The sequence below is a fragment of the Streptomyces sp. NPDC000410 genome (assembly GCF_040300305.1).
Classification (GTDB): Bacteria; Actinomycetota; Actinomycetes; order Streptomycetales; family Streptomycetaceae; genus Streptomyces.
Window position 1 is genome coordinate 66,649 of the sequence record NZ_JBEPDM010000036.1, and the last position, 12,239, is coordinate 78,887.

11 protein-coding genes are annotated in these 12,239 nt (G+C 68.7%); 9 read left to right on the forward strand and 2 right to left on the reverse strand.

What is annotated here, in order from left to right:
• Positions 1-182 precede the first annotated feature (182 nt).
• The 6 genes from eccD (at position 183) to ABT342_RS27935 (ending at position 7,451) form a co-directional block, all read left to right on the forward strand.
• Positions 183-1,685, forward strand: a complete 1,503-nt coding sequence (eccD, locus tag ABT342_RS27910) for a type VII secretion integral membrane protein EccD (RefSeq protein WP_351579639.1) — start codon at positions 183-185, stop codon at positions 1,683-1,685.
• Between the two features lie 294 nt (positions 1,686-1,979).
• The gene (gene rpsO / locus ABT342_RS27915; protein ID WP_030351649.1) at positions 1,980-2,270 is read left to right on the forward strand and encodes a 30S ribosomal protein S15; all 291 of its coding nucleotides are present in this window, start codon (positions 1,980-1,982) and stop codon (positions 2,268-2,270) included.
• A gap of 314 nt (positions 2,271-2,584) precedes the next feature.
• Positions 2,585-4,804, forward strand: coding sequence for a polyribonucleotide nucleotidyltransferase (locus ABT342_RS27920; RefSeq protein ID WP_351579609.1), 2,220 nt, complete (start codon positions 2,585-2,587; stop codon positions 4,802-4,804).
• Complete coding sequence (locus ABT342_RS27925) at positions 4,801-6,180, forward strand: M16 family metallopeptidase (RefSeq protein WP_351579612.1); 1,380 nt, start codon at positions 4,801-4,803, stop codon at positions 6,178-6,180. The genes ABT342_RS27920 and ABT342_RS27925 overlap by 4 nt, the downstream gene beginning before the upstream one ends.
• A gap of 57 nt (positions 6,181-6,237) precedes the next feature.
• Positions 6,238-6,990, forward strand: a complete 753-nt coding sequence (gene dapB / locus ABT342_RS27930; RefSeq protein WP_351579615.1) for a 4-hydroxy-tetrahydrodipicolinate reductase — start codon at positions 6,238-6,240, stop codon at positions 6,988-6,990.
• Positions 6,991-6,998: 8 nt separating this feature from the next.
• Positions 6,999-7,451 (forward strand): tetratricopeptide repeat protein, encoded by a 453-nt coding sequence (locus tag ABT342_RS27935; RefSeq protein ID WP_351579619.1) that lies wholly within the window; start codon positions 6,999-7,001, stop codon positions 7,449-7,451.
• A gap of 23 nt (positions 7,452-7,474) precedes the next feature.
• Here the strand turns inward: ABT342_RS27935 and ABT342_RS27940 are convergent, their stop codons facing one another.
• Positions 7,475-8,035 (reverse strand): SCO5741 family PH domain-containing membrane protein, encoded by a 561-nt coding sequence (locus tag ABT342_RS27940; RefSeq protein ID WP_351579621.1) that lies wholly within the window; start codon positions 8,033-8,035, stop codon positions 7,475-7,477.
• A gap of 167 nt (positions 8,036-8,202) precedes the next feature.
• On the opposite strand from ABT342_RS27940, the gene thyX reads away from it, so the two are divergent.
• The 3 genes from thyX to ABT342_RS27955 all read left to right on the forward strand — a co-directional run bounded on the left by thyX (position 8,203) and on the right by ABT342_RS27955 (position 11,842).
• The gene (thyX, locus tag ABT342_RS27945) at positions 8,203-8,940 is read left to right on the forward strand and encodes an FAD-dependent thymidylate synthase (protein ID WP_351579624.1); all 738 of its coding nucleotides are present in this window, start codon (positions 8,203-8,205) and stop codon (positions 8,938-8,940) included.
• A gap of 190 nt (positions 8,941-9,130) precedes the next feature.
• Positions 9,131-10,030: a 4-hydroxy-tetrahydrodipicolinate synthase gene (dapA, locus tag ABT342_RS27950; protein WP_351579627.1), complete on the forward strand. Its 900-nt coding sequence runs from the start codon at positions 9,131-9,133 to the stop codon at positions 10,028-10,030.
• A gap of 126 nt (positions 10,031-10,156) precedes the next feature.
• Positions 10,157-11,842, forward strand: coding sequence for a ribonuclease J (locus tag ABT342_RS27955; protein ID WP_351579630.1), 1,686 nt, complete (start codon positions 10,157-10,159; stop codon positions 11,840-11,842).
• A gap of 207 nt (positions 11,843-12,049) precedes the next feature.
• Here ABT342_RS27955 and ABT342_RS27960 read toward each other — a convergent pair.
• Positions 12,050-12,239, reverse strand: a 190-nt coding sequence (locus tag ABT342_RS27960; RefSeq protein ID WP_351579633.1) for a hypothetical protein, incomplete at its 5' end; no start/stop codon positions are given.

A 12,239-nucleotide genomic window follows, 5' to 3' on the forward strand; every position in this document is an offset into this window, starting at 1 on the left:
CGCACGCATGAACTACCGCAAAAAATGGGTCATTCGGAGCGCAGCCGGGCTCGGCAGGAGCGCAAGCACGGGCCTTACGGTCCACGAGCGCAAGCCCAGGCATACGGTCTACGAGCGCAAGCCCAGGCCCAGACCTACGGTCTACGGTCCATGAACACCACGAGGGGATGCAGCAGGTGAGTATGACGGCCCCAGCGGCGGCCACCGGAACCGGTCACCCGGGTCCCGCGACTCCGTCCGGCGGCGGAACCGGTTTCTGCCGGGTCACCGTCGTCGCGCCGGACAGTCGGATCGACGTGGCGTTGCCCGACGACATCCCTGTCGCCGACCTCTACTCGGAGATCCTCCGGCTGTCCGGGCAGAGCCCCGCGGCGGGAGCCCCGGTCGGCTACCACCTGGTCCGCCGCGACGGAACCGTCCTCGACGGCGCGCGCTCCCTGGGCGCGCAGCGCATCCTCGACGGAGAGCTGCTCTCGCTGCGACCCTTCGCCGAGTCGCTGCCCCCCGCGGTGTTCGACGACGTCTCCGACGCCGTGGCCTCCGCGGTCGCCCGCGACCGCACCCTGTGGACCGACACCCTGATGCGCGGCGCCGGACTCCTCGGCGGCTCGGTCCTGCTGGTGCTGCTCGGCTTCGTCCTGTGGACCGCCGACCCCCGGCACGACATGCACGGACTGCCGGGCATCCTGGCCGCCGTCACCGCCGTGCTGCTGGTCGCGCTCGCGGGCGTACGGGCACGGGTGTACGACGACCGGGGCTCGTCCATAGCCCTCGGCATCGGCGCGATGGCGAACGCGGGCGTGGCGGGCTCCGGCCTGCTGCCGCTGGCGGCGGGGCAGGGCATCGGACGGCTCCAGTTCCTGCTGGCCTGCGCCGCCGTACTGGTCGTCGCGGTGATCCTGATGATGCTCTCCCCCAGCGGGGACGGCCCCTTCGTCGCGTTCGCCTTCGCCGCCACCATCGGTCTGCTCGTCACCTTCGTCGCGACCCTCACCGGTATGGAGGCGGCCGAGACCGCCGCGGTGTGCTCCCCGCTCGCCGTGGGGCTCCTGGCCTTCCTGCCCGGCCTCTCCACCCGTTTCGCCCGCCTCCCCATCGGGTTCGAGCCTCCGCGCACCACGATCGGCAATTACGGTGACGCCGAGCCCGCGACCCAGGGGCCGGTCGACGCCGACCGCATCGCCGCCCAGGCCCGGCGTGGTCACGAGCTGCTCGTCGGCCTCGTCGGCGGTTGCGCCCTGGTCACTGTCGGATCGTCCGCGGTGCTCGGTTTCTCCGACAACGTATGGGGGCAGCTGCTCGCCCTCACCACCGGCGTCGCCATGCTGATGCGCGCCCACCTCTTCCGCTACACGGCACAGGTCGGCTGCGCGCTCGCGGCGGGCCTCAGCTCGCTGGTACTGCTCGGGCTCGGACTCTGCCTGAACCCGCCGATCGAGCTGATGATCGAAGCGGCCAAGGGGGACGGCACGGGACTCGACATCCGTACGGTGTGGCTGTCCGCCGCGGTCGCCGGCGTCGCCGCGCTGATCACCGCGATCGGCCTGATCGTGCCGCGCAAGGGCGTCACCCCGTTCTGGGGCCGTTTCCTGGAGATCGCGGAGACCTTCTTCCTGCTGACGCTCGTACCGCTGTGCCTCGCGGTCTTCGACGTCTACCACTCGATCCGCGCGCTGACCTCCTGAGGACGCCCGGCCGGGATACTCGACCGGAGACCTCCGGCCCGGCCCCCCGACCGAGCACCGCCTCAGGGCCTCCGGCCGAGGACCCGTGGCCGACGCGGCGCTTCCGGCGCACCGACCCTCCGCGAGGGCCGGTGCGCCGAGCTGGTACGCTGTGTGACGGCCGTTTGTGTACGCGCACCCGGAATGCTCTGGGAGCAGCGCCCATCGTGCCTTCGCCTCCGAGTCACGGAAGCTCCCCTGAGACCAAGACCAGGGGCACTCGCAGGCGCATCGAATACCAATGAGGAGTACCGAGTGTCTCTCGACGCCGCTACGAAGAAGCAGATCATGACCGAGTTCGGCACCAAGGAGGGCGACACCGGCTCCCCCGAGGTCCAGGTCGCCATGCTCTCGCGCCGCATCTCGGACCTGACCGAGCACCTCAAGACCCACAAGCACGACCACCACTCCCGCCGTGGTCTGCTGATCCTGGTCGGCCAGCGCCGCCGCCTGCTGCAGTACCTGGCCAAGAAGGACATCCAGCGCTTCCGTACGCTGGTCGACCGTCTCGGCATCCGCCGCGGTGCGGCCGGCGGCGCGAAGTAAGACGCCGTGAAGGGAGCGGTTCCCACTCTTAGGGGGCCGCTCCCTTTGCTGTACGTGCGGGCCCGCGGTGAACCTCAGTAATCTGGTGACACGGCGCAGGACCGTGAAGCGCAGTACGCAGTAGCCCGCAGTACCCGATAGACAACGCCATACAGAACGAGGAGGAGCGCCCCTCCGCCGCCGGTCCTCGGTAGTGGCCCCCGGACACATCACCCGGGTGCTTCGATCGAAGACCGGCCCGCACACAAGGCGCGCTTCTCCGCCACCGTCCCCCGCCACACGGGCGAGGGGACGCAGACGAGGAGATATCGCTAGTGGAGAACGAGACCCACTACGCCGAGGCCGTGATCGACAACGGTTCCTTCGGTACCCGCACCATCCGCTTCGAGACGGGCCGCCTGGCCAAGCAGGCCGCCGGTTCCGCCGTGGCGTACCTGGACGACGACACCATGGTGCTGTCGGCCACCACCGCGTCCAAGAACCCCAAGGACCAGCTGGACTTCTTCCCTCTGACGGTCGACGTCGAGGAGCGGATGTACGCCGCGGGCAAGATCCCCGGCTCCTTCTTCCGCCGTGAGGGCCGCCCGTCCGAGGACGCGATCCTCACCTGTCGCCTGATCGACCGCCCGCTGCGCCCGTCCTTCAAGAAGGGCCTGCGCAACGAGATCCAGATCGTCGAGACGGTCATGGCGCTCAACCCCGACCACATGTACGACGTGGTCGCGATCAACGCCGCCTCCTGCTCCACGCAGCTGGCCGGCCTGCCCTTCTCCGGCCCGATCGGCGGCACCCGTGTCGCGCTGATCAACGGCCAGTGGGTCGCCTTCCCGACGCACACCGAGCTCGAGGACGCCGTCTTCGACATGGTGGTCGCGGGACGCGTCCTGGAGGACGGCGACGTCGCGATCATGATGGTCGAGGCCGAGGCCACCGAGCGGACCATCGAGCTCGTCAAGGGCGGCGCCGAGGCGCCGACCGAGGAGGTCGTCGCCGCCGGTCTCGAGGCCGCGAAGCCCTTCATCAAGGTGCTCTGCAAGGCCCAGGCCGACCTCGCCGCCAAGGCCGCCAAGCCGACCGGCGAGTTCCCCGTCTTCCTCGAGTACCAGGACGACGTCCTGGAGGCGCTCACCGCCGCGGTCAAGAGCGAGCTCTCGCAGGCGCTCACCATCGCGGGCAAGCAGGAGCGCGAGGCCGAGCTGGACCGCGTCAAGGTTCTGGCGGCCGAGAAGCTGCTCCCGCAGTTCGAGGGCCGCGAGAAGGAGATCTCCGCCGCGTACCGCTCCCTGACCAAGTCCCTGGTCCGTGAGCGCGTCATCAAGGAGAAGAAGCGCATCGACGGCCGTGGCGTGACGGACATCCGTACGCTCGCCGCCGAGGTCGAGGCCATCCCGCGCGTGCACGGCTCGGCCCTGTTCGAGCGTGGCGAGACCCAGATCCTGGGCGTCACCACCCTGAACATGCTCCGCATGGAGCAGCAGCTGGACACCCTCTCCCCGGTGACCCGCAAGCGCTACATGCACAACTACAACTTCCCGCCGTACTCCGTCGGTGAGACCGGCCGCGTCGGTTCGCCGAAGCGCCGCGAGATCGGCCACGGCGCGCTCGCCGAGCGCGCGATCGTGCCGGTCCTCCCGACCCGCGAGGAGTTCCCGTACGCGATCCGCCAGGTGTCCGAGGCCCTCGGCTCCAACGGCTCGACGTCCATGGGTTCGGTCTGCGCCTCCACCATGTCGCTGCTGAACGCCGGTGTGCCGCTGAAGGCCCCCGTCGCCGGTATCGCCATGGGTCTGATCTCCCAGGAGATCGACGGCCAGACGCACTACGTCGCCCTCACCGACATCCTCGGTGCGGAGGACGCGTTCGGTGACATGGACTTCAAGGTCGCCGGTACGAAGGAGTTCGTCACCGCCCTCCAGCTCGACACCAAGCTGGACGGCATCCCGGCCTCGGTGCTCGCCGCGGCGCTGAAGCAGGCCCGTGACGCCCGCCTCCACATCCTCGACGTGATGATGGAAGCGATCGACACCCCGGACGAGATGTCCCCGAACGCCCCGCGGATCATCACCGTCAAGATCCCCGTGGACAAGATCGGCGAGGTCATCGGCCCCAAGGGCAAGATGATCAACCAGATCCAGGAGGACACCGGCGCCGAGATCACGATCGAGGACGACGGCACCATCTACATCGGTGCCGCCGACGGCCCGGCCGCCGAGGCCGCCCGCGCCACGATCAACGGCATCGCCAACCCGACCATGCCGGAGGTCGGCGAGCGCTACCTGGGTACGGTCGTCAAGACCACCACCTTCGGTGCGTTCGTGTCCCTGCTCCCGGGCAAGGACGGCCTGCTGCACATCTCGCAGATCCGCAAGCTCGCCGGTGGCAAGCGCGTGGAGAACGTCGAGGACGTGCTCGCGGTCGGCGCCAAGGTGCAGGTCGAGATCGCCGAGATCGACCAGCGCGGCAAGCTCTCCCTCATCCCCGTGATCGCGGACGAGGACGCTGCCGACGAGGCGAAGGACGACACCGACAAGTGACGTCCCGTAGTTCCAGGACGACGGCCCGCACCTCTTCGGAGGCGCGGGCCGTCGCCCGTACCCAAACGCTTCTCAAGGGCGAGCACGGCATCGGCACGGTCCGCCGCACGGTCCTCCCCGGCGGCCTGCGCATCGTCACCGAGACGCTCCCGTCCGTACGCTCCGCCACCTTCGGCATCTGGGCGCACGTCGGCTCCCGCGACGAGACCCCCTCGCTGGGCGGCGCGACGCACTACCTGGAGCACCTCCTCTTCAAGGGCACGCACAAGCGCTCCGCCCTCGACATCTCCGCCGCGATCGACGCGGTCGGCGGCGAGATGAACGCCTTCACGGCGAAGGAGTACACCTGCTACTACGCGCGCGTGCTCGACACCGACCTGCCGCTCGCGATCGACGTCGTCTGCGACATGCTCACCGGCTCGCTGATCCTCGAAGAGGACGTCAATATCGAGCGCGGCGCGATCCTCGAAGAGATCGCGATGACCGAGGACGACCCGGGCGACGTCGTCCACGACCTGTTCGCCAGGACGATGTTCGGCGACACCCCGCTGGGCCGCCCGGTCCTCGGCACCGTCGACACCGTCAGCGCGCTCAGCCGCTCCCAGATCGCCCGCTTCTACAAGAAGCACTACGACCCGACCCACCTGGTCGTCGCCGCCGCCGGCAACATCGACCACGCCACGGTCGTCCGCCAGGTCCGCAAGGCCTTCGACAAGGCCGGCGCCCTGTCCCGTACGGACGCCGTGCCGGTCGCCCCGCGCGACGGCTTCAAGCCGCTGAAGACCGCGGGCCGCGTCGAACTGCTCGGCCGCAAGACCGAGCAGGCCCATGTCGTCCTCGGCATGCCCGGCATCCCCCGCACGGACGAGCGCCGCTGGGCCCTCGGCGTACTGAACACGGCCCTCGGCGGCGGCATGTCCTCCCGCCTCTTCCAGGAGGTCCGGGAGAAGCGCGGCCTCGCCTACAGCGTGTACTCGTACACCTCGGGCTTCGCCGACTGCGGACTCTTCGGCGTCTACGCGGGCTGCCGGCCCAGCCAGGTCCACGACGTGCTGCGGATCTGCCGCGACGAGCTCGACCGGGTCGCGAGCGAAGGGCTCCCGGACGACGAGATCGCCCGTGCCATCGGCCAGCTCTCCGGTTCCACGGTCCTCGGCCTGGAGGACACCGGCGCGCTGATGAACCGTATCGGCAAGAGTGAGCTGTGCTGGGGCTCCCAGATGTCGGTCGACGACATGCTCGCGAACATAGCCGCGGTCACTCCCGACGACGTACGGGAGGTCGCCCGCGATGTACTGGGACAGCGTCCCTCGCTGTCGGTGATCGGCCCGCTGAAGGACAAGCAGGCGGACCGCCTGCACGAAACCGTCTCGTAAGTCCGTCTCGTAAGTCCGTCCCGTAAGTCCGCAAGTCTCGTAGAGAGCGAAAGCAACATGAGCAAGCTGCGTGTGGCAGTCCTCGGTGCCAAGGGCCGTATCGGCTCCGAAGCGGTACGAGCCGTCGAAGCCGCTGACGACATGGAACTCGTCGCCGCGCTGGGCCGGGACGACAAACTGGAGACCCTGGTCGAGGCCAAGACCCAGGTCGTGGTCGAGCTGACCACCCCCGCCTCGGTCATGGGCAACCTCGACTTCTGTGTGCGCCACGGCATCCACGCCGTCGTCGGCACCACCGGCTGGACCGACGAACGCCTCGGGCATCTGCGCACGTCCCTCGACGCCTCGCCCGAGACGGGCGTGCTCATCGCGCCGAACTTCTCCATCGGCGCGGTCCTGACCATGAAGTTCGCGGCCCAGGCCGCGCGCTACTTCGAGTCCGTCGAGGTCGTCGAGCTGCACCACCCGAACAAGGCGGACGCCCCCTCCGGCACTGCCACGCGCACCGCCCAGCTCATCGCGGCGGCCCGCGCGGAGGCCGGCTGCGCCCCGCAGCCCGACGCCACCGTCACGGCGCTGGACGGGGCCCGGGGCGCGGACGTCGACGGCGTACCGGTGCACGCCGTACGGCTGCGCGGGCTGCTGGCCCACCAGGAGGTGCTGCTCGGCGGCGAGGGCGAGACGCTCACCATCCGCCACGACTCCCTGCACCACAGCAGCTTCATGCCGGGCATCCTGCTCGGCGTGCGCCGTGTGGTGGCCACGCCCGGTCTCACCTTCGGCCTCGAGAACTTCCTCGACCTCGCCTGAGCTCTGCGATGCGCGCGAAGATCTCCTACTTCATCACGGCTGCCGTCCTGGTCGTCTACTTCGTCCTGGTCGGCAGCCGTGGCGTGATGCTGATCCAGCAGGGCACCGCGCTCACCGTCACCTTCGGTGGCGCGGTGCTGATCCTGCCGGTGATCGGCATCTGGTTCCTCTGGAAGAACACCCAGTTCGTCAAGAAGGCCAACGCGCTGGCGGCCGAGCTGGACGCGGAGGGCGGGCTGCCGGTCGACGAGCTGGTCCGTACCCCGGGCGGCCGTATCGACCGTGACTCGGCCGACGCGGTGTTCGCCAAGCGGCGTGCGGAGACCGAGGACTCACCCGACGACTGGCGCTGCTGGTTCCGCCTGGCCGTCGCCTACCACGACGCCCGCGACACGCCCCGTGCCCGCAAGGCGATGCAGCGCGCGATCGCTCTGCACGAGGGGAAGCCCGTCGGCGTGTGAAGCTTGTCGCCGTGTGAAGGCCGTCAGGGTGTGAAGGCCGGGCGGTACTCCGCCGCCCACGCCTCGACGGTGTCGGCCGCGCGGTCGAACGCCTCCACCCGGGACAGGAAGTCCGCATTGCGATCGGTGAGCAGCGGCAGCGGCTCACCACCCTCCCGTACGAGCAGCAGCACCTGCCCCTGCACCGTGCGCGGCAGCCCCAGCCAGCGCACCGGCTGCTGGAGCGTACGGACCTCCGCGACCCGCCCCCAGGGCACGGTGGTCGTCGACAGGAACCCCACGCGCCGCACGCCGTGCCTGCTCACCCAGGTGCCGATACGCAGCAGCCGCAGCGCCGTGGCGATCACCAGTGCGGCGATGCCGAAGCACACGGACGCGCCCGGCAGCGCACCGGCGAAAAGGATGATCACCGCGGCGAGCAGCACGTACGACGCGAGCAGCAGAAGCATCGCGGCCGCGGCCACCCGCCACGGACCGGGACGGTAGGGCCTGCGCCACTGGTCATGGTCGTCGAAGGGCAGCGCGGCGGCTTCGTCGTCCGTCGCGTCGAAGGCGCGGTCGGCCGTCAGGAAGGGCAGGGGCACGACTGAATCCTTACTCACATCCACCACAGGGCTGTGTCCGGTGAGGCTATCGAGCTGTCCACCGCCCGACCACCTCAGGGGGCTGTACGAGTCAGCGTCGGTCGTTGTCAGTGGCGCGCCGTAGAGTGGGCGCCGCCCGTGCGACGCAACTGGAAGGACCCCCGCCGGTGACCGAGATCCCCGCCGACATCAAACCCAGCTTCCGCAGCGATGTCACCGTCGAGCTGGTGAAGCACACCGCCGGCGACTCCGACGTGCTGTGGGCCGCCAGGGTCTCCACCGCGGGCGAGCAGTCCCTAGAAGAGCTCTCGAAGGATCCGGAGCGCTCGAAGGGCCTCATCAACTACCTGATGCGGGACCGCCACGGCAGCCCCTTCGAGCACAACTCGATGACCTTCTTCATCAGCGCCCCGATCTTCGTCTTCCGCGAGTTCATGCGCCACCGCGTCGGCTGGTCGTACAACGAGGAATCGGGCCGCTACCGGGAGCTTCAGCCGGTCTTCTACGTCCCCGACGAGTCCCGCAAGCTCGTCCAGGAGGGCCGCCCCGGCAAGTACGTCTTCGTCGAGGGCACCCAGGCCCAGCAGGAGCTCACGGGCCGGGTGATGGCGGACTCGTACCGCCAGTCGTACGAGGCGTACCAGGAGATGCTGGGCGCCGGCGTCGCCCGCGAGGTCGCCCGCTCCGTCCTCCCCGTCGGCCTCTACTCGTCGATGTACGCGACGTGCAACGCCCGCTCGCTGATGCATTTCCTCGGCCTGCGCACCCAGCACGAGCTGGCGAAGACCCCTTCGTTCCCGCAGCGGGAGATCGAGATGGTCGGCGAAAGGATGGAGGAGCAGTGGGCGAAGCTCATGCCGCTCACTTACGCCGCCTTCAATGCGAATGGACGAGTTGCCCCATAGAGCACTGATGTACGGTTCAGCCTCACTCGGTGTCCGTATTGCGGCGTTTCGAGAAGTTCATCTAGGCTGATCAAACGGACCCGGCACTGCTTGAACCCCCGAGCAGGCAGTGCCGGGTTCCCCTCACCACGGCGTACGTCACGTCCCCCGAGGGGGCACCACCCGCTGAGCAGCGAGTAGCGTGTTACCCATGGCTCCGATCTCGACTCCGCAGACCCCCTTCGGGCGGGTCCTCACCGCCATGGTCACGCCGTTCACGGCGGACGGCGCACTCGACCTCGACGGCGCGCAGCGGCTCGCCACCCACCTTGTCGACGCAGGCAACGACGGCCTGGTCCTCAACGGCACCACCGGCGAGTCCCCGACCACCAGCGACGCGGAGAAAGAGCAGCTCGTACGAGCCGTCCTCGAAGCCGTGGGCGACCGAGCCCACATCGTCACCGGCGTCGGCACCAACGACACCCACCACAGCATCGAGCTCGCCCGCGCCGCCGAGCGCGCCGGCGCGCACGGCCTGCTCGCCGTCACGCCGTACTACAACAAGCCCCCGCAAGAGGGCCTGATCCGGCACTTCACGGCCATCGCCGACGCCACGGGCCTGCCGGTCATGCTGTACGACATCCCCGGCCGCAGCGGGGTCCCGATCGACACCGAGACGATCATCCGGCTCGCCCAGCACCCGCGCATCGTCGCCAACAAGGACGCCAAGGGCGACCTCGGCCGCGCCAGCTGGGCCATCGCCCAGAGCGGTCTCGCCTGGTACTCGGGCGACGACATGCTCAACCTCCCGCTCCTCTCGGTCGGCGGCGTCGGCTTCGTCTCCGTGGTCAGCCACGTCGTCACGCCGGAGCTGCGCGCCCTCCTCGACGCCTACCTGAACGGCGACGTCCAGAAGGCCACCGAGATCCACCAGAAGCTGCTCCCGGTCTTCACCGGCATGTTCCGCACCCAGGGCGTCATCACGACCAAGGCGGCCCTCGCCCTCCAGGGCCTGCCCGCCGGCCCGCTGCGCCTCCCGCTCATCGAGCTCACCGAGGCCGAGACCGCGCAGCTCAAGATCGATCTGGCCGCCGGCGGGGTAGAGCTGTAGCCACAGACTTCATAACTGAATACGAACCAACTGAATAAGAGCGACAAAACGACAACAGCAAGTGCACGAATGTCATGCGCGCCACGTGCCCAAGCGGTACGTGGCGCGTGTGGTGAGGAGAGTCTTTTGAGTCATCCGCATCCTGAACTCGGCGCCCCGCCGAAGCTGCCCAAGGGCGGCCTGCGCGTCACTCCGCTCGGCGGTCTCGGCGAGATCGGCCGCAACATGACCGTCTTCGAGTACAACGGCCGGCTTCTGATCGTCGACTGCGGCGTGCTCTTCCCCGAGGAGGAGCAGCCCGGCATCGACCTGATCCTGCCGGACTTCACCACGATCCGGGACCGCCTCGACGACATCGAGGGCATCGTGCTCACGCACGGTCATGAGGACCACATCGGCGGTGTCCCGTATCTGCTCCGGCTGAAGCCGGACATCCCGCTGATCGGCTCCAAGCTGACCCTCGCACTCATCGAGGCCAAGCTCCAGGAGCACCGCATCCGCCCGTACACCCTCGAGGTCAGCGAGGGCAATCGCGAGCGCATCGGCCCGTTCGACTGCGAGTTCGTCGCCGTCAACCACTCCATCCCCGACGCGCTGGCCGTCGCCATCCGCACCCCCGCGGGAATGGTCGTCCACACCGGCGACTTCAAGATGGACCAGCTCCCGCTGGACGGCCGCCTCACCGACCTGCACGCCTTCGCCCGTCTGAGCGAGGAGGGCATCGACCTCCTGCTGTCGGACTCGACGAACGCCGAGGTCCCGGGCTTCGTCCCGCCGGAGAAGGACATCTCCAACGTCCTGCGCACGGTCTTCGCGAACGCCCAGAAGCGCATCATCGTGGCCAGCTTCGCCAGCCACGTCCACCGCATCCAGCAGATCCTCGACGCGGCGCACGAATACGGCCGGAGGGTCGCCTTCGTCGGCCGCTCGATGGTCAGGAACATGGGCATCGCCCGTGACCTGGGCTACCTCAAGGTCCCGGCCGGCCTGGTCGTCGACGTCAAGACGCTCGACGACCTGCCGGACGACGAGGTCGTGCTCGTCTGTACGGGATCCCAGGGCGAGCCGATGGCGGCCCTCTCCCGCATGGCGAACCGCGATCACCAGATCCGCATCGTCCAGGGCGACACCGTCATCCTGGCCTCGTCCCTCATTCCGGGTAACGAGAACGCCGTCTACCGGGTGATCAACGGTCTGACCCGCTGGGGCGCCAACGTCGTCCACAAGGGCAACGCCAAGGTCCATGTCTCGGGCCACGCCTCGGCCGGCGAGCTGCTGTACTTCTACAACATCTGCCGCCCGAAGAACCTGATGCCGGTCCACGGCGAATGGCGCCACCTGCGCGCCAACGCCGAACTGGGCGCGATGACGGGCGTCCCCAAGGACCGCATCGTCATCGCCGAGGACGGCGTGGTCGTCGACCTGGTCGACGGCAAGGCCAAGATCACGGGCAAGGTCCAGGCGGGCTACGTCTACGTGGACGGCCTCTCGGTCGGCGACGTCACCGAGGCCTCGCTGAAGGACCGCCGCATCCTCGGGGACGAGGGCATCATCTCGGTCTTCGTGGTGGTCGACTCGACCACCGGCAAGATCGTGGGCGGCCCGAACATCCACGCCCGCGGCTCCGGCATCGAGGACTCCGCCTTCGACGCGGTGATTCCCAAGGTCGAGGAAGCCATCCAGCGGTCCGCCGCTGACGGGGTCTCCGAGCCCCACCAGCTGCAGCAACTCATCCGCCGGTCCATCGGCAAGTGGGTCTCCGACACCTACCGCCGGCGCCCGATGATCCTCCCGGTCGTCGTCGAGGTCTGACGCCCACCGGAGCGTGACTGGAGCGGGGCAGCCCCGATTTGCATCGGGCGCCCCGCTCCAGTACGTTTACGGCTCCGCCTGAGGGGAAGTCCGGGGCGCACTCGTGCGCTCAGAACAACCACTCAACGGGGCGGAAATTCCGACTCAGAATCTCTGATAAAGTCGGATCAGCCGAAAGGCAAAAGGCCCTCCAACGGCCACCGGAAACTAAATCCGAACCGGAAACGGAACGGAAAAGAGTCTGGTAAAGTTGGAAACACCGAAGGGAAGCGCCCGGAGGAAAGCCCCAGGGAATGTTCTGCGGGTGAGTACGAAGGAAGCGTCCGTTCCTTGAGAACTCAACAGCGTGCCAAAAATCAACGCCAGATTAGTTGATACCCCGTCTCCATCACGGAGA